The organism is Olivibacter sp. XZL3 (assembly GCF_004368405.1).
Taxonomy (GTDB): Bacteria; Bacteroidota; Bacteroidia; order Sphingobacteriales; family Sphingobacteriaceae; genus Olivibacter.
Window position 1 is genome coordinate 1 of sequence record NZ_SBJH01000121.1, and the last position, 16,971, is coordinate 16,971.

The 16,971-nt window shown below is 45.7% G+C and carries 27 protein-coding genes and 1 pseudogene; 18 read left to right on the forward strand and 10 right to left on the reverse strand.

Annotation, left to right across the window (positions count from 1 at the left end):
- Positions 1–74 precede the first annotated feature (74 nt).
- The 18 genes from EPX21_RS23340 (at position 75) to EPX21_RS22345 (ending at position 10,070) form a co-directional block, all read left to right on the forward strand.
- Complete coding sequence (locus tag EPX21_RS23340) at positions 75–197, forward strand: hypothetical protein (protein WP_255502281.1); 123 nt, start codon at positions 75–77, stop codon at positions 195–197.
- Between the two features lie 41 nt (positions 198–238).
- Positions 239–877 (forward strand): Crp/Fnr family transcriptional regulator, encoded by a 639-nt coding sequence (locus EPX21_RS22265; RefSeq protein WP_240768767.1) that lies wholly within the window; start codon positions 239–241, stop codon positions 875–877.
- A gap of 61 nt (positions 878–938) precedes the next feature.
- Positions 939–1,733 carry a sulfite exporter TauE/SafE family protein gene (locus EPX21_RS22270; protein WP_134092097.1) on the forward strand — a complete coding sequence of 265 codons (795 nt, stop codon included), beginning with the start codon at positions 939–941 and terminating at the stop codon, positions 1,731–1,733.
- Between the two features lie 44 nt (positions 1,734–1,777).
- Positions 1,778–2,491, forward strand: a complete 714-nt coding sequence (locus EPX21_RS22275) for a DUF2490 domain-containing protein (protein ID WP_240768768.1) — start codon at positions 1,778–1,780, stop codon at positions 2,489–2,491.
- Between the two features lie 96 nt (positions 2,492–2,587).
- The gene (locus tag EPX21_RS22280) at positions 2,588–3,841 is read left to right on the forward strand and encodes an FAD/NAD(P)-binding oxidoreductase (RefSeq protein ID WP_134092099.1); all 1,254 of its coding nucleotides are present in this window, start codon (positions 2,588–2,590) and stop codon (positions 3,839–3,841) included.
- 113 nt (positions 3,842–3,954) lie between these two features.
- Positions 3,955–5,373: a rhodanese-like domain-containing protein gene (locus EPX21_RS22285; RefSeq protein ID WP_134092100.1), complete on the forward strand. Its 1,419-nt coding sequence runs from the start codon at positions 3,955–3,957 to the stop codon at positions 5,371–5,373.
- Between the two features lie 11 nt (positions 5,374–5,384).
- Positions 5,385–5,699, forward strand: coding sequence for a rhodanese-like domain-containing protein (locus EPX21_RS22290; protein ID WP_134092101.1), 315 nt, complete (start codon positions 5,385–5,387; stop codon positions 5,697–5,699).
- On the forward strand, positions 5,692–6,330 hold the full coding sequence (locus tag EPX21_RS22295) for a methyltransferase domain-containing protein (RefSeq protein WP_134092102.1): 639 nt from the start codon (positions 5,692–5,694) through the stop codon (positions 6,328–6,330). Before EPX21_RS22290 ends, EPX21_RS22295 begins: the two co-directional genes overlap by 8 nt.
- Positions 6,327–6,536, forward strand: coding sequence for a DUF2892 domain-containing protein (locus tag EPX21_RS22300; RefSeq protein WP_134092103.1), 210 nt, complete (start codon positions 6,327–6,329; stop codon positions 6,534–6,536). Before EPX21_RS22295 ends, EPX21_RS22300 begins: the two co-directional genes overlap by 4 nt.
- Positions 6,533–6,772 (forward strand): hypothetical protein, encoded by a 240-nt coding sequence (locus tag EPX21_RS22305; RefSeq protein WP_134092104.1) that lies wholly within the window; start codon positions 6,533–6,535, stop codon positions 6,770–6,772. Before EPX21_RS22300 ends, EPX21_RS22305 begins: the two co-directional genes overlap by 4 nt.
- Positions 6,756–6,962: a DUF6132 family protein gene (locus tag EPX21_RS22310; protein WP_134092105.1), complete on the forward strand. Its 207-nt coding sequence runs from the start codon at positions 6,756–6,758 to the stop codon at positions 6,960–6,962. Before EPX21_RS22305 ends, EPX21_RS22310 begins: the two co-directional genes overlap by 17 nt.
- Entirely contained in the window at positions 6,959–7,252 is a 294-nt protein-coding gene (gene trxA, locus EPX21_RS22315; protein ID WP_134092106.1) for a thioredoxin, read from the forward strand. Before EPX21_RS22310 ends, trxA begins: the two co-directional genes overlap by 4 nt.
- 9 nt (positions 7,253–7,261) lie before the next feature.
- The gene (locus EPX21_RS22320) at positions 7,262–7,825 is read left to right on the forward strand and encodes a YeeE/YedE family protein (protein WP_134092107.1); all 564 of its coding nucleotides are present in this window, start codon (positions 7,262–7,264) and stop codon (positions 7,823–7,825) included.
- 11 nt (positions 7,826–7,836) lie between these two features.
- Positions 7,837–8,337, forward strand: a complete 501-nt coding sequence (locus EPX21_RS22325) for a DUF6691 family protein (RefSeq protein WP_134092108.1) — start codon at positions 7,837–7,839, stop codon at positions 8,335–8,337.
- A 311-nt stretch (positions 8,338–8,648) separates the two neighbouring features.
- Positions 8,649–8,816 carry a helix-turn-helix domain-containing protein gene (locus EPX21_RS23195; protein ID WP_255502283.1) on the forward strand — a complete coding sequence of 56 codons (168 nt, stop codon included), beginning with the start codon at positions 8,649–8,651 and terminating at the stop codon, positions 8,814–8,816.
- 2 nt (positions 8,817–8,818) lie between these two features.
- A complete protein-coding gene (locus EPX21_RS22335; protein WP_134092109.1) occupies positions 8,819–9,106 on the forward strand; it encodes a helix-turn-helix domain-containing protein in 288 nt (95 codons plus the stop codon).
- Between the two features lie 270 nt (positions 9,107–9,376).
- Positions 9,377–9,640: a hypothetical protein gene (locus EPX21_RS22340; RefSeq protein WP_134092110.1), complete on the forward strand. Its 264-nt coding sequence runs from the start codon at positions 9,377–9,379 to the stop codon at positions 9,638–9,640.
- Between the two features lie 10 nt (positions 9,641–9,650).
- Entirely contained in the window at positions 9,651–10,070 is a 420-nt protein-coding gene (locus EPX21_RS22345; protein ID WP_134092111.1) for a response regulator transcription factor, read from the forward strand.
- A gap of 84 nt (positions 10,071–10,154) precedes the next feature.
- Here EPX21_RS22345 and EPX21_RS22350 read toward each other — a convergent pair whose 3' ends face one another.
- The 10 genes and pseudogenes from EPX21_RS22350 to EPX21_RS22395 all read right to left on the reverse strand — a co-directional run.
- Complete coding sequence (locus EPX21_RS22350; protein ID WP_134092112.1) at positions 10,155–10,589, reverse strand: DUF3872 domain-containing protein; 435 nt, start codon at positions 10,587–10,589, stop codon at positions 10,155–10,157.
- Between the two features lie 11 nt (positions 10,590–10,600).
- Positions 10,601–11,158 (reverse strand): conjugal transfer protein TraO, encoded by a 558-nt coding sequence (locus tag EPX21_RS22355; protein ID WP_134092113.1) that lies wholly within the window; start codon positions 11,156–11,158, stop codon positions 10,601–10,603.
- 17 nt (positions 11,159–11,175) lie between these two features.
- Positions 11,176–12,078: a conjugative transposon protein TraN gene (gene traN, locus EPX21_RS22360; protein WP_134092114.1), complete on the reverse strand. Its 903-nt coding sequence runs from the start codon at positions 12,076–12,078 to the stop codon at positions 11,176–11,178.
- A gap of 28 nt (positions 12,079–12,106) precedes the next feature.
- Positions 12,107–13,432, reverse strand: coding sequence for a conjugative transposon protein TraM (traM, locus tag EPX21_RS22365; RefSeq protein WP_134092115.1), 1,326 nt, complete (start codon positions 13,430–13,432; stop codon positions 12,107–12,109).
- Positions 13,422–13,706 (reverse strand): nitrogen regulatory IIA protein, encoded by a 285-nt coding sequence (locus EPX21_RS22370; protein WP_134092116.1) that lies wholly within the window; start codon positions 13,704–13,706, stop codon positions 13,422–13,424. The genes traM and EPX21_RS22370 overlap by 11 nt, the downstream gene beginning before the upstream one ends.
- A gap of 18 nt (positions 13,707–13,724) precedes the next feature.
- Positions 13,725–14,153, reverse strand: coding sequence for a hypothetical protein (locus EPX21_RS22375; RefSeq protein ID WP_134092117.1), 429 nt, complete (start codon positions 14,151–14,153; stop codon positions 13,725–13,727).
- Positions 14,154–14,163: 10 nt separating this feature from the next.
- Positions 14,164–14,787 carry a conjugative transposon protein TraK gene (traK, locus tag EPX21_RS22380; protein ID WP_134092118.1) on the reverse strand — a complete coding sequence of 208 codons (624 nt, stop codon included), beginning with the start codon at positions 14,785–14,787 and terminating at the stop codon, positions 14,164–14,166.
- A 15-nt stretch (positions 14,788–14,802) separates the two neighbouring features.
- Complete coding sequence (gene traJ / locus EPX21_RS22385) at positions 14,803–15,798, reverse strand: conjugative transposon protein TraJ (protein ID WP_134092119.1); 996 nt, start codon at positions 15,796–15,798, stop codon at positions 14,803–14,805.
- Positions 15,799–15,801: 3 nt separating this feature from the next.
- Positions 15,802–16,434 (reverse strand): DUF4141 domain-containing protein, encoded by a 633-nt coding sequence (locus EPX21_RS22390; RefSeq protein ID WP_134092120.1) that lies wholly within the window; start codon positions 16,432–16,434, stop codon positions 15,802–15,804.
- A gap of 20 nt (positions 16,435–16,454) precedes the next feature.
- Positions 16,455–16,928, reverse strand: a pseudogene (locus EPX21_RS22395) (TraG family conjugative transposon ATPase); the annotation flags it as partial.
- Positions 16,929–16,971: the final 43 nt, after the last annotated feature.

Genomic DNA, 16,971 nt, shown 5'->3' on the forward strand with positions numbered 1-16,971 from the left:
CCAAGAGAAATTAACAAAAATGTAAACGGCTCCGAAAAAATAGTGGCCTAGAAACTTGTAATTTATTAGAGTATATGAAACAGCAGATTGAAGCCAATTACAAACAGATTAAGCTGGATGTTATGAACATCGTTGAAAACGAAATGGAGCGCATCAAGAATGACCCGGATTTGCAGCACTTGGTACAGCAGGGATAATCAAGGCCAACCTGCAATCAAAGTTTTTTGCGTATTATTGTATGGTAAAAAGTACAATGGAAGATTTAGGGCAAATATCAGAATTTAAGTCATCACCTGAATTGGTGGAGAAGCTGTATCAGCACAGCATACAGAAGCGGTACGAAGCCGGGAGCGTTATTCTAAATGAAAACGCCCATATCCGTTCCATCCCCATTGTGACTAAAGGAATGATGAAAGTAATACGGACGGAAGAAGACGGCAGGGAAATCCTGCTGTACTATATCAAGGCGGGTGAAAGCTGCATCATGTCTTTTCTTGGCGGGATGCACAATGAGACGAGCAAAGTAAAAGCCGAAGTGGAGGAAGATGCCGAAATACTTTTTCTTCCTATGGATAAAGTGACCTTGTTCATTAAAGAACACCCGCAATGGCTGGATTATATCTTTCGTCTGTACCACAAACGTTTTGAAGAATTGCTGGAAATCGTCAACGCCATTGCCTTTAAAAAAGTGGATGAACGCTTACTCTCCCTGCTCAAAAAGAAATCGGAACTTACACAGTCCAAAATAATCCCTATCACCCACGAGCAACTGGCCAATGAACTCGGTACGGCTCGTGTTGTGGTTTCACGGCTATTGAAGCAACTGGAAGAAAGCGGGGCTGTCCAGCTTGGCCGTAACAAAATCACCCTTATGTAACCAAAGTAGCTGTACAGGTTTTTGAGTTGATGCACTTTTGCGGTATCAATTTCAGAAATCTATGGATATAGCGGGTTATATAGCATCCATCTTTATAGGTGTATCATTGGGACTAATCGGCGGTGGCGGCAGTATTCTCACCGTTCCCGTTTTAGTGTATTTATTTCATGTGGATGCGGTCTTGGCAACAGCCTATTCGCTCTTTATTGTCGGAACCACGAGCGTTGCGGGTTCTTTCTCCTATTTTAAAAAAGGGCTGGTCGATATGAAGACCGTAGCCGTTTTCGGCATACCCTCAACAGTAGCCGTTTTCCTGACAAGGGCATATATCGTTCCGGCCATTCCGCAGGATGTTTTCAGTATCGGAAGTTTTACCCTTACCAAAGGTATCCTGCTGTTATTGCTTTTTGCCCTGCTTATGGTTTTCGCCGCTTACGGCATGATTAAAAACGGAAGAACAACAATGGAAGAAACCACCAAGCAGCAGCCATACAATTATCCTTTGGTGCTTGCGGAGGGAACGGTTGTAGGGATGCTTACGGGATTGGTTGGTGCGGGTGGGGGCTTCCTGATTATCCCCGCATTGGTCAACTTCATGAGGCTTCCGATGAAAACAGCCATCGGCACTTCTTTGGTCATCATCGCCATCAATTCGCTGGCAGGCTTTTTATTTTCCCTATCCCATATCGCCATCCATTGGGGGTTTATCCTGATGATTACGGCACTTGCCATCATCGGCATATTGGCAGGCAGCTACATTTCAACAAAAATTGACGGCAGGAAGCTAAAGCCCGCATTCGGGTGGTTCGTGCTGATAATGGGGGTTTACATCATTCTCAAAGAAACCCTTTTATAATCCACGGAACGGTTATGGCTTCCCGGTTAAAACCATTGCTTATCATGGCAGCAGGGCTTTGCATTGCGCAGACCATGCAGGCACAGCAGCATTACAACGCCTGGTTCCGTAGCACGTTGAGCATTCCCGCCGGGGAAAAATTCAGGATTGACGCAGAGTTCCAGCACAGGCGGCAGAACGGGTTGGGCAATTCCGATATGTTGGACAGGAACCTGATGTTCACGTTCAGGAATTGGATACACTACCAGCATAACAGGAATATAAAAATCTCCGTTTCGCCTTTCGCCTACTTTTCCCATTACAGGATTATCCAGCAGCCCACCGATGTGACGGCAAATCCCAATAGTGAAATCCGTTTTTCGGCTGCTGTTGATTTACAGCACAGGGTCTTTAAAAATCTCTATGTGGTGGACAGAGCCGCCATCGAGTACCGGGTGTTTGAAAATCCCCAATCGGACATTAACCGTTTAAGGAACCGTTTTGGTTTTCGCTATGATTTAACCGACAGGTTGAAATCGGGCATTTACGATGAATTATTCGTGAACGTGTCGGGCGCAGGCATCGCACATTTTTATGACCACAACAGGGTTATGCTCAATATGGAATACAGCGTATTGCCCAACCTGAAATTTGACATGGGCTATATCAACCTTTCCCGCTTGCTCGTAACGAGCGATGAAAAGTTGCATGAGCATAACATCTACCTGAACGTAACCTTTCAATGGAAGAACCGCAAGCAATCACCTCCCAAAGACTAAAAGGGGAACAAGCCAATTTTTTTGCTTGTGTAACTAAAGTAGCTGTACAATAAAAAATTACTTCACAATTTAGTTTGGCTTTAAAACTATATTAAGATGAAAAATCCTTATCAAATATTGATTATAGGCGGCGGCACGGCAGGCATTATGGTCGCTGCGCAATTAAAGAAGCAGCAGGCAAGCCTATCCATAGCCATTATAGAACCATCCGAAACACACTATTATCAGGCGGCTTTTACATTGGTAGGTGCGGGAACCTATGCCATGAGCAAGACCAAAAGAAGCGAAGCATCGCTCATCCCTTCAGGAGTAGTATGGATTAAGGACAGGGCAACGGTTCTCTTTCCCGATGAAAACAAAGTCGTAACCGAAAAAAGCGGAAGCATCGGCTATGATTATTTGGTGGTCGCCCCCGGACTTGTATATGACCTCTCATTGATTGATGGTTTGGAAGATGCCCTCAACAATGGGGTGGCTTGCAGTAATTATATCAATCCTGAATACACTTGGAAATGCCTGCAAAATTTCAAGGGCGGAAATGCCATTTTCACACAACCCGCCACACCCATCAAATGCGGCGGTGCGCCGCAGAAAGCCATGTACCTTGCAGCCGATTATTTCCGCAGGAAAGGCATATCCGATAAAACGAACGTGGTTTTCGCAACACCCGGTACGGTCATTTTCGGGGTGAAATCCGTTGCCGATACGCTGATGCGTGTCATTGACCGTTATAAGGTCAATCTTAGACTATACCATACGCCCGTAAAAATAGATGCGGACAAAAGATTGGTTTATTTCAAGGATGCTACACCCGATGATAAGAAAGCAGGCTTGCTGACCATACCCGGCGCAACGTTAACCGCAGACAATTTGCTGGCGGTTCCTTTTGACTTCCTGCACCTTGCACCGCCCCAAACCGCACCCGAATTTATCCTGAAATCAGATTTATGCAATGAAACGGGCTGGTTAGACGTGGACATCAACAGCTTGCAGCACAAAAAGTACGATAATGTTTTTGGCTTGGGCGATGTGGCGGGTTTACCTACCGCAAAAACGGGAGCGGCGGTGAGGAAGCAGGCTCCCGTAGTGGTGGATAATATACTGAACCTGTTAAGCAACAAACCCGCAAACAATAAGGGCTATGAGGGCTATTCTTCCTGCCCGCTCGTAACAGGCTACGGAAAAATGGTGCTGGCTGAATTTAATTACAAGAATGAATTTACGCCCGACCCCATGCTGAAATATATGCTGGTAAACAACAGCGACAAAGAACATTGGCGACTATGGCTGCTCAAAAAATACGGACTTCCTTACCTGTATTGGAACAAAATGATGAAAGGGGAAATGTAAGGAGATAAATAGTTCGGCCTTTCCATCGCTGTGTAACCAAAGTAGCTGTACGGGGAAAGTAAAGTGCGGAAATTTGCAGTATAAAATAATATTAACGACATAAAATAAAGGCTATGTTTTTTCAACACGTTTATGATAAGAGTTTAGCGCAGGGCAGTTACGTAATAGGCTGTCAGGCCACCGGAGAGGCCATTGTGATTGACGCACAACGGGATATTGATGTCTATTTGGAGATTGCAAAACAGAATAATCTCCGCATTACGCATATCGCCGAAACCCATATCCATGCCGACTTCCTTTGCGGTTCAAGGGAACTGGCGGCAGTGACCGGGGCAACCATGTACCTTTCAGATGAGGGAGGCGAAGACTGGCAATACCAGTTTCCGCACAACGGATTGAAAGACGGCGATATTATCAGGGTGGGCAACCTTACATTGGAGGTATTGCATACATCGGGGCATACACCCGAAAGTATCAGCTTTCTGCTGACCGACCACCCGGCAACGGACAAGCCAGTTATGGTATTTACAGGTGACTTCGTGTTTGTTGGCGACATTGGCCGTCCTGACCTCTTGGAAAAAGCCGCAGGGCTTATCGGTACGAAAGAGGCCGGAGCGAAACAAATGTTCCAATCATTGAAAAAGTTTGCCGCACTTCCCGAATACGTTCAGGTATGGTCGGCTCATGGAGCGGGTTCGGCCTGCGGAAAGGCGTTGGGAGCGGTACATAGTTCTACGGTGGGTTACGAAAAAATCCGCAATTGGGCGTTCCATTACGGTGAGGACGAACAGGCATTTACGGACTATCTGCTGGCAGACCAGCCCGAACCTCCCAAATATTTTGCCATGATGAAGCACCTGAACAAAGTGAACCGTCCGTTGCTGGTGGAAGTGCCAAAGCACCCGAGATTGTCCAAAGAAGCATTTATACATGCCTATGAAAATGGACTGACAATTATAGATGCAAGGAATAAAGCCGATTTTGCCGCAGGGTTTATACCCCGCAGCCTGAACATACAGGGCAATAATTCTTTTTCAACATGGGCTGGCTGGCTGCTCAATTACCAGCAGCAGTTTATGTTGGTCTGTGATGACAGCCAAATCGAAGACTTGACCCGCAAACTGATGCGCATCGGTTTGGATAATATCTACGGGTATATTTCCGATGTGCATGATTTGGGCATAGAGCTACAAACAGCAGACGTGATTGCTCTGGACGAATTTAAAACCTACATCGGAAAAGAAGATGTACAGGTAGTAGATGTGCGGGGCGCAACCGAATATGAAACAGCACACGTAGCCGGAGCAGACAATGTTTTTGTCGGAACCCTGCCCGACAACTTGGATAAAATCAGCAAGGAAAAACAGGTAGTCATCCATTGTCAGGCTGGCGACCGTTCAGCGGTAGCTTATTCCATACTGGCTAAAAACGGTTTTGAGAACGTAAAGAATTTTTCCGGCGGGATGAAAGAATGGTTAGCGGCACAGGGTAAAACAATTGGATGCAAAGAGGCATCGTGTACGGACGCTTAAAATAAACAACTATGGGATTTTTTTCAGCCTTATTCGGCAACACAGATAACAGCCAGCTTACCGAAGCTATAAAAGACGGGGCTTTCTTAGTCGATGTGCGCACACCTGCCGAGTTTGCGGAGGGAAGCGTAAAAGGAGCGGTCAACATTCCGCTGGACAAAGTGCCGCAGGAGTTACCGAAGTTCAAAGGCAAGAAACACATCGTGGTGTTTTGCAGAAGCGGCAACCGGAGCGGGCAGGCTAAAAGTATTTTGGAGCAGAACGGTATTCAGCAGGTCATCAATGGCGGAACGTGGCAAAATGTAAATCAGGCGATAAATGGATAAAAAGGAAAAAGACATACAATGCTGCGTGACGCAGTGCGAAACGCCACTTGACCAATCGTATTGGAACACACGCTGGGAAAACAGCGAAACAGGTTGGGACATTGGTCAGGCTTCGCCCGCCATTACGGAGTATATGAAACAATACCCGGACAGAAATGCGGCTATCCTTATTCCGGGATGCGGCAATGCCTATGAAGCGGAATATCTTGTTGCCACCGGATTTACGGACATCACCCTGATAGATATTGCACCTAAAGCCGTTGAAACGTTGAAAGAAAAATTTTCCGGTACGCCACAGGTAAAGGTGCTGTGCGGGGATTTTTTCGGTCATGAGGGCAAATACGATTTAATCATCGAGCAAACATTTTTTTGTGCCATCCCACCGGGCAGACGAAAAGCGTATGCCCAAAAAACGGCCTCATTGCTCCATGAGAACGGTAAAATAATCGGAGTGCTGTTCGATAAGCAATTCGACCAGCCCTTTCCACCGTTCGGCGGTTGCCCTTGCGAATACATACCCATTTTTGAGCCGCATTTTATCATCAATACAATGGACGGGTGTTACAACAGTATCCCGCCAAGAAAGGGTTCGGAAGTATTTATTAATCTGATAAAAAAGCAGCAGCCATGAAAAAGAATATGGGAACAGCAGACAAAAGCATCCGTATCGGGATAGCCGTTGTTATCGCAGTATTGTATTTCACTAACGTTATTTCGGGAACTTGGGCAATCGGGTTGGGCATTTTGGCAATCGCTTTTGTCCTTACATCGTTCGTCAGCTTTTGCCCCCTGTACTTCCCGTTTGGTATCAACACTTTTAAAAAGAAGAAACAATGAAGCAAAGCATTTTAAACGGTTGGAATTTGATGCGCATAGTGCGCTTGGCATTGGGCATCATCGTTATGGTGCAGGGCTTTCAGGCAAATGAGTGGCTGCTCGTTGCGTTGGGCGCACTGTTTTCCCTAATGCCGTTGTTCAACATAGGCTGTTGCGGTGTCTCCGGCTGCAATACGCCCGTTTCACGGCGAAGCAATAAAAAAATAGAAGATACAACGTATGAAGAAGTTCACTAAAAGAAGCCTGCTTATAATCATTGGCATAGTTGCCGGGGCAGCCGCAGGTTACCTCTATTGGAAATTTGTGGGGTGCAATACTGGCACTTGCGCCATTACCTCCAATCCGTATAACAGTACCGTTTACGGAGCGGTAATGGGCGCACTTTTATTTTCAATGTTTCAGAAACACAAAAGCAAGGCGGTATGACATTTCAGGAAATCATAAATCAGGACAAGCCTGTATTGGTAGATTTTTTTGCCGAGTGGTGCAGCCCCTGCAAAATGATGTCACCCATTTTGGAGGAATTGAAAAACCGTGTAGGCGATAAGGCCAACATCATTAAGATAGACGTGGACAAAAACCCGCAGGCGGCATCGGCCTATCAGGTACGGGGTGTACCTACGCTTATTATTTTCAGAAACGGGGAAATCCGTTGGCGGCAGTCGGGTATCTTCCCGGCAAATGAATTGGAACGATTGATTAACGAAAATAGATAAAATAAGATAATGATAGAATTTATTAAACAGCCGTGGCCTTGGTATGTAGCCGGGCCACTAATCGGTTTAACCGTTCCCGCATTGTTGATTTTGGGGAACAAATCATTTGGTATCAGTTCCTCACTGCGGCACATCTGTGCTTCATGTGTGCCTGCGGGCATCCCGTTTTTTAAATATGACTGGAAAAAAGAAGTATGGAACCTGTTTTTCGTGTTCGGCATATTCTTGGGCGGGGCAATCGCCGTCAACCTGTTGGCAAATCCGAACCCTGTTGAGGTCAACCCCAAATTAGCCACGGAACTGGCAGGCTACGGCATTACCAATTACAACAACCTGGTTCCCGAAGACATCCTGAACTGGCAATCGCTCTTTACGCTGAAAGGCTTTTTGATGATAGTGGTCGGTGGCTTTTTGGTAGGGTTCGGAACACGGTATGCAGGTGGCTGTACAAGCGGACATGCCATCATGGGATTGTCCACCCTGCAATGGCCGTCATTGGTCGCCACGATATGTTTCATGGTCGGCGGTTTCATTGTGGCCAACCTGATTTTACCACTCATCCTTTCACTTTAAACGAAAACGAAATGCAGCAAAATACACAGACGAATACAGATTTTGAAGTACGCTCACTGGATGCCATGTGCGTAAACGAAAGCCATTTGGAACACAAATGGTATCACAATATAAAATACCTGATAGTGGGCTTATTGTTCGGTATCATATTCGTGAAAGCCGAAGTGGTCAGTTGGTTCCGCATACAGGAAATGTTCCGCTTGCAATCCTTTCACATGTATGGTATCATCGGCAGTGCCGTGGTAGTGGGCATTGTTTCCGTATGGTTGATTAAGAAACTCAACATCAAGACCATCTACGGCGAACCCATTACCATTGCGCCCAAGAAGTTCAATAAAGGGCAGATTTACGGCGGGCTGCTTTTCGGTTTCGGTTGGGCAATTACCGGAGCCTGCCCCGGCCCACTGTTTGCACAGATAGGAACAGGGGCAACCGTTATTGCCGTCACCCTTTTGAGTGCCATTGCAGGTACGTGGGTATATGGACTGTTGAGGGAAAAATTACCGCACTGACCATTACATTTTCATATCGGGCATTCAGGCCGCCAAAGTAGAAAGAGATGTACAACCATCTCTTTTTTTGCTATTGGTATGTGTTGCTTCCTATACAAAAAAAGCAGGAGACTTTGACGGTGGATTATGTTAAAAAACCATAAATCGGATGCCTTTTCTTGCACCCGTCAATAAATAAGGCTAAATTTGCGGGTTGATGAACAGGACCGAAGTCCGTTCTTAAAGAACTGACCGCAGAGCTGGACGAACTGTTACAGCTTACCACAAATGCAAGCGAGGCGTATAAAGGGATTTTTAATGAGGAAAGATGGCTGGATAATCAGGAGGTGTGCCTGATGCTCGGCATTACCAAACGTACCCTGCAATCCCATAAGGACAAAGGGCTTTTGCCCTTTTCAAAATTGAACCGCAAGAATTATTATAAACTTTCGGACGTACAGCGTTTGCTCGTTTCTGATGCTCCCAACCCAAACAAATGAGTATGGAACTTTTTGACAACGATGCGGAAGAAATAGCCTGCTACAAAAGAACGTTTGAGGAACTCCGTACACGGATGGAGTTGATACTGGAGAACTATCGCCCTGTAATGAATGGCGAAATATACCTTTCGGGGGAAGATGTATGTAAGCTACTGCATATCAGCAAACGTACACTGCAACAATACCGTGATGACAATATCCTGCCGTATATACAGATAGGCGGTAAGATTATTTACAGGGAAAGCGATATTCTGACCCTCTTGGAACAAAACTATACCTCCAAAGAATAAGTAGGCGGAAAGACAAAGACTGGTTGTGTAAAAGAGCCAACATTGTTATCTTTGCTACTGAAAATATAGAAAAATCTTAAAGTGTTTTTGCTTTAAGTCTCGACATTAGAAACTGGTAATTTTTATATCTCCGAGGCAATAAGTAAGAACGCTCATGCTATGGCGTGGGCGCTCGCTTATTCGGAGAGAGGCGTACCAGTGCCTTAATGTCGGTAAGTGTAGTTGCCTGCGCTTTTTTATTACAGGCAGCCGCTATAAAAAACGGATATTATGGACACTGCAAACAATACCTATCCTGCCTTAGCTTTTCCCACCTCCGAATTATCGGCTTTTGCAATTGCTATTGACTGCTTTATTATATCCCTCAAAAGCAGTGACCTTATACATTTCACCCCTGATAATACGGACGATTTTCCCAATTGGTTAATTGCCCATAATATACCGTATATAGAGAACAAGAAAGCAAAAAAGGAAGAACCAACCGCTGCCAATTCTGGCAGCGGTTGGAAAGAATTGTTTAAAAATCAAAAATAAAGCAGTGATTATGAGTAATGATAATATAATTCAGATAGCTGTCATTGACGGCAATGCGCAGCTTCGGGATATGTCCGTAAAGCAATTTACAGATGCAGGCTTCACGGTACTTTTTCAGGCAGATAACGGGCTACAAGCCCTCGAAAGGATAACCAGCGATGGTTTGCCCGATGTGTGTATCGTGGAAGAAGATTTTGCAACCGCTAAATTGCTGCTCGAAAAGCACCCTGATTTGAAAGTGTTGATTTCAAGTATGGATGATAACGAGAAAAGCGTCACGGATATGCTGAAAGCGGGCGTTTTGGGCTACGTGCTGAAATATGCCGACCCTGATGAGATAATAACCGCCGTAAAAGCATTGAACGGGGAAAGAAAATATTTTAGCATGGGGATTAGCGGGATAGCGGCAGAATATTTTGCAGAACAATGATAACCCGTTTTGCAAAATGCAAAAAAGTCGCCCGACTTTATGGGTCAGACGACTTTTTTATTCTTGATTGGCAGAACCGCTTTCTTAGTCGCTACTGTTAAACTGAAAACTGACCTGTTTTTCATTACCGGAATTGTCGCTTATCCATATATCAAAGGACTGCGATACGGCAGATTGTGAGGTGTAGTACAGCCTGAATTGTGTAGCTGGCAACTGATACAAATCATTGGGCAGATAAGGCGGTTCATTGTAATACCGCAATGTACCTTGCCCGTCATATTGGAAATAGCGTATATAGTATTCCGCATCGCTAAAATTCCCGCTCCGCTCAATCGTAATCCTTATTTCAACAGTCTGTCCGTTTGCCACGTCTCCCGGAACAGGCATCACTTTGACCTCAAACGGGTAGTTCTGCTGTATTTCCAATTCGTCCTTATCGCATGACGATAATGTAGTGGCACTTGTCAAGACCAGGACAAGCAGCCACAGTAATTTGTTTCTATTCAATATTCGCTTCATTATTGTTCATTTTAAAAGTTAAACCTTAGCCCAACGCCTGCGGATGGGCGAAACTGTTTTAAATCCGTACCCCATAATACTTTGGTACGACCTTGCAGGAGCAGCACAAATCGGTCGGACAAATAAGTCTCAAAGGACAATCGCCCTCCGGCTCCGTAGATGAAATTGTCTTTATCGAGGATTTTAGAACCGTCATACAACATTGCTTCACTCCGGTTAATGGTTTCGTAGCCCCCAACTGCGGTAAGGCCTGCATTTACAGTGAATGTCTTTCTTGCATCGCCCAATAGCTGAAGACTGTACCCAATTTCTCCCGTATAGGTTTCGAGCGGTATCGGTATTTCCCTGTAACCGGAAAACTGATGTGTATATTCCGCACCCCATATCCAGTAGCTGCCGTTTTTTCCGTTTACGGTCAGGGTCAAATTCAGGTAGTAATTGTCCTTTATACCTTTTGACAACAACCCTGCGTTTAATTCCAGCCCTTTTTGTTGGGGCATCATCCTTTGTGCCTGTGCTGCCGCAATGCTTAACATGGTGAGCATCACGGCAAAAATGTATTTCATCATCGTTCTTTCAGTTTAGGTTAATTAATTTTTAGGTGCATATCGTTTACCAGCTTGGCGTGTACCAAATCCGAATTTTCGATTTGGAGCGTTTGCTGCCTGCCACCGTTCTTTTCAAAGATTTCGATAATCAGAACCTTATCATCCGTTATCGTGAATTGGTCAAGCAGGAACACGTTTTGGTCAGTGGCATTGCCCGTGATTTCGTCAAGCGGTTTGTACATACGCAATGGTATCATAGGCTTTTCCTGTACTACGGTGCGTTTCGCTACTTTCTTGTCCACGACCTTGAAATTCACAAAGTCAATCTGAAACGGCACATTACTTTTATTGCGCAATTCCGTATGGAAATAGAATTTACCGTTATGGACGTAGATACCTTTCAGCAGAAACTGGATACCGTAGCTTTTCGAGCCGATATGCTTTACAATCCTTTTGTTCCTTTTGTAAATGGTTTCCAAAAGCAATCCGGCCAACGATGGCGAATTGCTACCCAATTCCTCAAACAGCACATCGTTAGCGTTTTCCCTGTCTGATGCCTTTTGCATCGTAAGGAGGTCATAATTCATGCTTGCGGGACAGGCACTGTAAAAGACGTTGAAGTTGTAGAAACGCCCGTCATCGGTAATCACCGAAAAATTGGTTTCTTCCTCAAAATCCCTAACGGCAGCTTTTATACGCAGCACGTTTTCGGCATCTTCCGCCTTGCCCGCAATCAGGTATTCGCTACCCAAATCCACATAGCGGATTGCCGCCGGGAATATCAGGTGCGAAGTCTTATTGTACGTTACCTGCATTTCGTAAGGCTCCACCTTGCCCATGCTTAATTTCCCGGTGTTGGATGCAGCCTGCTGTGCATTGGTATTGGCAGTAAAGGCTATCAAACAGGCCACTGCCAAAAGGCTTTTAAATATTGCTTTCATTTTCTTTTTGATTTTTGAATGTTGAACATTAGTTTTTTGAAACAAGGAATAACTGATGACCGGCTTTGACGGTGACTTTCGGCGTTCTCACCTTTTTGGAGAAATAACCCGATATACCCTGCACCACGCCACGGGAAAGGTCACCTGCTGCCTGCTGTCCGGCTGAGCGGGTCATCATGATGGACGTACCGGAGGTTTGGCTCATGTTGGAGGCTATCTCGGTGAGCGCATTCATTTCGGGAGAGTACGGTACGTAGAGACCTTGTTGTCCGTCCAAATCATAGACGGTAATATCCACGGGGATAATATTCCCCTCAAATTCAATGGATGTTACCTTCAATTGCAGCCTGCCGCCCTGAAACTTCGCATTAGCGGTCAGAACCATTCCTGCTGGGATAGTGTGGGCTGGCATTTTTGCAGTTTCCAGTAAACGCAACCGTACCCCGCTTTCATCGGTTACGGTCTGCGTTTCAAGTACGATTGCCCTGATGCTGTTTTTGGGCTGTAAGACCTGTTCCCTTGTTCCGGCTGTGTAAAATCCCCTGTTCCGGTTTTCGTTCCAGCTTGCAAGGAATGCACTGTCGGTAGGCTCACGGTACAGGGCTGATACGGTATTTTTTCTGACAGGCTTGAACGCTACAAAATGTTCCTTTTGTGTGCTTCCCCTTGATGGAAGAACCGTATCGGATTGACCGGATTGCGCTGCATTGTTGGATGGCAGGTATTTGGCTGCCATTTCGTAAGACTTCTCCATCAACGCCAATTGGTCTTGTACCGTATTGTTTGGTGGTACGTCCTTTTCGGCCAATTGCTCTTTCAGTTCATCAATTTGCCTGCGGAGTTCCTGTGTCTCGTAATCGTTGTTATCATAAAACGAGGTCAGCGTACTCTGTGCATTCCGGTAACTGTTCAAAGCCGGATTTCCGCCCCTGCGTGTACCGCCTCCGCCAGCAGATCCGGCTTCGTAATCCTCATCCGGAATTGCGGCTTCTTCATCGGTGACACTGTCCTCATTCCAATAATCCGACAATGACATGAGCGAATTGCGCTTTTCCTGCATTTTCTGTTCGAGCATTTCCTGTTCGTAAGCCTTTTGCTTATCGGATTGCAGACCTGCATCCGTAGCCTGCGGTACGGCATCGTTCAGACCAATATCCTCAACCGTTTTCTTATCGGAGGATGGTTTGAAGATTAGGTACATACAGCCGAGGAACACCACGCCCATAAGGGCAAAAATGATGGGCTTCTTTAGCTTTTCGGCTTTGTTCTGCGCACCGTCTTTCGGTGCATCTGTTCCGGTTTTCTCATCGTCTTCGACCAGAAAACTCACTCTTTTGTTTTCGCTATCTTTCATACATTTTACGTTTTAAAATTGTTGTTATACTGTCCTGTGGGAATATCGGGGACTTGTTTTGCCTGATAATCGGGTTTTCGATATGCTCTATCGTTATGTTATTGTCGGACTGTGCTACATCGTAGCATACTTTTATCAGCACGATAACAGACAATAAAGCATAGCCTGCAAAGAGCAACAGCGTATAGCGGTGCTGTTTTTTAACAGGCATCGCCCGCCACCTGTCATCGAGCCTATCGAACCAATTACTGATTGTTGTTCTCAACTTTTTCATGCTTCGACCATTTTTCATTTAGTGCCTGACACGCTTGTTCCGGGATGCAACCTTTTGTACAGGGCTATCGCTGACCATCGCAATAGCCTCCTTTGCTTTTGGTGCGGTAATCACTGACAGGTTTGTCAGTTCAGATTGCTTCAGCAATTGCCCAAAGCGGTATCTTATTGCCACTTCCATTTTTTGGAGGAAGAATTTTCCGTTCAGGAGCTTGACCCACATACTGCACTCTACCCGTGGTTTGTCTTCGCCAACCCATTGCAGATAGCCCGTCAGCAGCAGTACGGGTTTAGGTGTTCCCTCCGTACCTTTCCGGTAGCATTCGAGATATTCGCCTATGCTGTCTTTGAGTTTTCCGGCATACGCACCCTGCGTATGGAAATAGCCGCTATACCCTTTGTCGGTAAGGATTTTGGCAAACGTGTTTAAATCTGATAATGCTTCCATAAAATTGATTTTAGCGTTCTAAGACCTCCATATCTTTGTTTTCCAGCACGGCAAATTTTTCGATGTTAAAGCCCTGCGGGTTATTGTCCGAGCGGACGGAGTTCACGAGATAGCAGGAAGTTATAAGGCTGCGCCTTGTAACATTGCTTGACCGGATAATGAACTGTTTGGCGTAGGTGCGCACCGCATAAGGATAGTTGTCAAAGTTGCAGACCACGCTATCCACTTCGATACGCTGCTGCACATTGCCCGATATGATACGGTTGTAATAGCCCTTTTCCGAAAGGTCTTTGTAGTAGTCGAAAGCCGATTTGTCAGCGAGGTTAAAAGCCCGCTTCATATTACTTTCGATAGCATTCTTATCGGGTGCAAGGGTAAAAAACAGCTCATGGAAACGCCTTACGTGTTCACGGGCTTCCACGGGTCGGTTAATGCTTGCATCCTGTGATAACGCCAGCATTAACGATTTGCCGTTATCAAGTACATACACCTTTTGCCGTTGTAACTCCGCAAAGTGGTAGGACTGCCAAACGGCATATCCCACCACTGCGATGCAGAGAACGGCAAAGACAATAGCATACAGTCTTATCTGCCTAAAACTGTTTTCGATGTTTCTTAAAGTCTTAAATTCCATTTTTATTGATGATTATTATTTGTTCATTAGTCTGCCTCCTATGTTGCCAACGGCGGCTCCCGTTCCGGCTCCGGCAAGGTTTCCGGTTTTTGTTGCCGTTTGATTTACATTACGCATGAAGTTCCCTGCGCCCCCTGCCTGTATTACCCAGCCCGCCACCGTTGGAATGGTGAAGTAGCCCACGATGCCAATCAACATGAAAATGATGTATGCCGTGTTGGAAGTGTCTGGGATGAACGTAGGGTCGGCAAGCATTTCAATATCCCGTTCCAGTATGAGCGACTGTATCTTTGCCAGTATGGAACTGAACATATCGGATATGGGCAGCCACAGGTAAACGCTGATATATCGGGTAAGCCATTGGGTAAGCGTGGATTGAAAACCATCCCAAACGCTTATAGCAAAGGCTATCGGCCCCAATATAGAAAGCACGATAAGGAAGAATGTTCGTATGGTGTCTATGACCAATGCCGCCGCCTGAAACAGTATTTCCAGCAGGTTGCGAAACCATTCCTTTATGGCTTTCTCTATCTTGTAAGCTTGCCTGTCAAGATACATACCCGACATGGTTGCCAAATCGGATGGCGACCAACCCAATTCGTCCAGCTTCTTATCAAATTCCTCATCGCTTACGAGGTAAGCCGTTTCGGGGTTGCGGAGCATGGCCTCCCTTTCCAATTGGTCTTTTTGCTGTTGCAGCTTGTTCAGGTCAAGTACCTGGTCTTCGAGCATGGCGTGTGTGCCTTTCACCACTGGCGACATGACCGCATTGATAGTACCCAATACCATTGTCGGGAAAAACATGATGCAAAGCCCGATGGCAAACGGACGGAGCAAAGGAAATACGTCTATTGGTTCCGCACGGCTCAATGCCTGCCAAACCTTTAGCGCAACATAAAACAGTGCGCCCAATCCGGCGATGCCTTTTGCCACTGCCGCCATATCTGCCGTCAATGGCAGCATTTCATCATACAGGCTGCGCAGCATTTCGTGAAGATTGTTCCATTCCATAGCTTACCAATATTTTTGTTCTGCGGTTCCGTACAGTTCCAGCACCCTTTTGGTGTTGTTCTGCTTCTTTGCCCTCAAAATGCTTACGGAGATATTTTTATTGGTATAGTAGCGGACAAGGCTGTGGTAGTCTTTTACCTCTTTGTACACCCTGTCTATGATGTCCATACGCTCTTTGTCGTTCAGGGAAAGAGAAGATGACATGATAATCTGTTTCAACTCTTTCAATAGTTCGGTACTTTCATTCAGGAGCGCAGAATAGCCGTTGGCGATTGCCGACAATTCCTGCGGACTGAAATTCGGGTCGTTCATCATCTTGCCGAAATTCTGGACATACATTTCGGAGACATTGCCCACGAGTAAAACCGTCTGTTGTACCTTGCGGGCATCTTTCACCAAGTTATTTACGGCTTGCAGTTTGTCGTAGTACTCCTTACCCTGCTTATACACCTTTTCTACCTCTTTGAAATTTTTAATCACATTGCTCACGGTGGAGGACGTTTGCACGATTTCATTTGCGGAGTTGATGATGCCCGATGCAAGGTTTGACGGGTCAACTACTACCCATTGTGCTTTTGCGGATGGTGCAACGGCGAGCATAAATGCCGTACACACCAGTAACATTGCTTTTTTCATTGTTTCTGATTTTTAAATGATTAATAATTATTTGATTTTTCACGCCGCCCGAGAGCGATGCGCTTAATGGCTTGCTCCACGTTGCCACCCAGTTCGTGGGCAAGCTGCATCACTTCCATTTTTTCGGTTTCTTCCGTGGTGTAGGCTAAATATTCTTCGAGCGAGACCTCCGTGGCATAAACTGCGGAGTGCGTACCGCCCAAGCCAATCCATACTTCTTTGTAAAGCCTTGACGGGTCGTTGTTCATGTTGATGGAAAGGATTTGGGATTTTTCCTTTTCCGTCAGTCCGAGCATTGCCTGAATGTCATCGAATTTGTTCATGTACTTGCGTTGGTCAAGCAGGATTTTACAGTCGGAATTGTTGATGATACTTTCCTTGACCACGGGTGACTGGATGATGTCGTCCACTTCCTGCGTGACGACAATCGCCTCTCCGAAAAATTTTCTCACGGTCTTAAGTAGGCTAAGCATCCAGCGCCTTATCGTATTGCTACGTTAGGTTTCCAAACACTCGCCCCCGAACCGGACTTACACG

Bases quoted from the DNA above. Each gene is read 5' to 3' on its own strand.
- EPX21_RS23340 (WP_255502281.1), top strand. From the start codon at position 75: ATGAAACAGCAGATTGAAGCCAATTACAAACAGATTAAGCTGGATGTT.
- EPX21_RS22265 (WP_240768767.1), top strand. From the start codon at position 239: ATGGTAAAAAGTACAATGGAAGATTTAGGGCAAATATCAGAATTTAAG.
- EPX21_RS22270 (WP_134092097.1), top strand. From the start codon at position 939: ATGGATATAGCGGGTTATATAGCATCCATCTTTATAGGTGTATCATTG.
- EPX21_RS22275 (WP_240768768.1), top strand. From the start codon at position 1,778: ATGGCAGCAGGGCTTTGCATTGCGCAGACCATGCAGGCACAGCAGCAT.
- EPX21_RS22280 (WP_134092099.1), top strand. From the start codon at position 2,588: ATGAAAAATCCTTATCAAATATTGATTATAGGCGGCGGCACGGCAGGC.
- EPX21_RS22285 (WP_134092100.1), top strand. From the start codon at position 3,955: ATGTTTTTTCAACACGTTTATGATAAGAGTTTAGCGCAGGGCAGTTAC.
- EPX21_RS22290 (WP_134092101.1), top strand. From the start codon at position 5,385: ATGGGATTTTTTTCAGCCTTATTCGGCAACACAGATAACAGCCAGCTT.
- EPX21_RS22295 (WP_134092102.1), top strand. From the start codon at position 5,692: ATGGATAAAAAGGAAAAAGACATACAATGCTGCGTGACGCAGTGCGAA.
- EPX21_RS22300 (WP_134092103.1), top strand. From the start codon at position 6,327: ATGAAAAAGAATATGGGAACAGCAGACAAAAGCATCCGTATCGGGATA.
- EPX21_RS22305 (WP_134092104.1), top strand. From the start codon at position 6,533: ATGAAGCAAAGCATTTTAAACGGTTGGAATTTGATGCGCATAGTGCGC.
- EPX21_RS22310 (WP_134092105.1), top strand. From the start codon at position 6,756: ATGAAGAAGTTCACTAAAAGAAGCCTGCTTATAATCATTGGCATAGTT.
- trxA (WP_134092106.1), top strand. From the start codon at position 6,959: ATGACATTTCAGGAAATCATAAATCAGGACAAGCCTGTATTGGTAGAT.
- EPX21_RS22320 (WP_134092107.1), top strand. From the start codon at position 7,262: ATGATAGAATTTATTAAACAGCCGTGGCCTTGGTATGTAGCCGGGCCA.
- EPX21_RS22325 (WP_134092108.1), top strand. From the start codon at position 7,837: ATGCAGCAAAATACACAGACGAATACAGATTTTGAAGTACGCTCACTG.
- EPX21_RS22335 (WP_134092109.1), top strand. From the start codon at position 8,819: ATGGAACTTTTTGACAACGATGCGGAAGAAATAGCCTGCTACAAAAGA.
- EPX21_RS22340 (WP_134092110.1), top strand. From the start codon at position 9,377: ATGGACACTGCAAACAATACCTATCCTGCCTTAGCTTTTCCCACCTCC.
- EPX21_RS22345 (WP_134092111.1), top strand. From the start codon at position 9,651: ATGAGTAATGATAATATAATTCAGATAGCTGTCATTGACGGCAATGCG.
- EPX21_RS22350 (WP_134092112.1), bottom strand. From the start codon at position 10,589: ATGAAGCGAATATTGAATAGAAACAAATTACTGTGGCTGCTTGTCCTG.
- EPX21_RS22355 (WP_134092113.1), bottom strand. From the start codon at position 11,158: ATGATGAAATACATTTTTGCCGTGATGCTCACCATGTTAAGCATTGCG.
- traN (WP_134092114.1), bottom strand. From the start codon at position 12,078: ATGAAAGCAATATTTAAAAGCCTTTTGGCAGTGGCCTGTTTGATAGCC.
- traM (WP_134092115.1), bottom strand. From the start codon at position 13,432: ATGAAAGATAGCGAAAACAAAAGAGTGAGTTTTCTGGTCGAAGACGAT.
- EPX21_RS22370 (WP_134092116.1), bottom strand. From the start codon at position 13,706: ATGAAAAAGTTGAGAACAACAATCAGTAATTGGTTCGATAGGCTCGAT.
- EPX21_RS22375 (WP_134092117.1), bottom strand. From the start codon at position 14,153: ATGGAAGCATTATCAGATTTAAACACGTTTGCCAAAATCCTTACCGAC.
- traK (WP_134092118.1), bottom strand. From the start codon at position 14,787: ATGGAATTTAAGACTTTAAGAAACATCGAAAACAGTTTTAGGCAGATA.
- traJ (WP_134092119.1), bottom strand. From the start codon at position 15,798: ATGGAATGGAACAATCTTCACGAAATGCTGCGCAGCCTGTATGATGAA.
- EPX21_RS22390 (WP_134092120.1), bottom strand. From the start codon at position 16,434: ATGAAAAAAGCAATGTTACTGGTGTGTACGGCATTTATGCTCGCCGTT.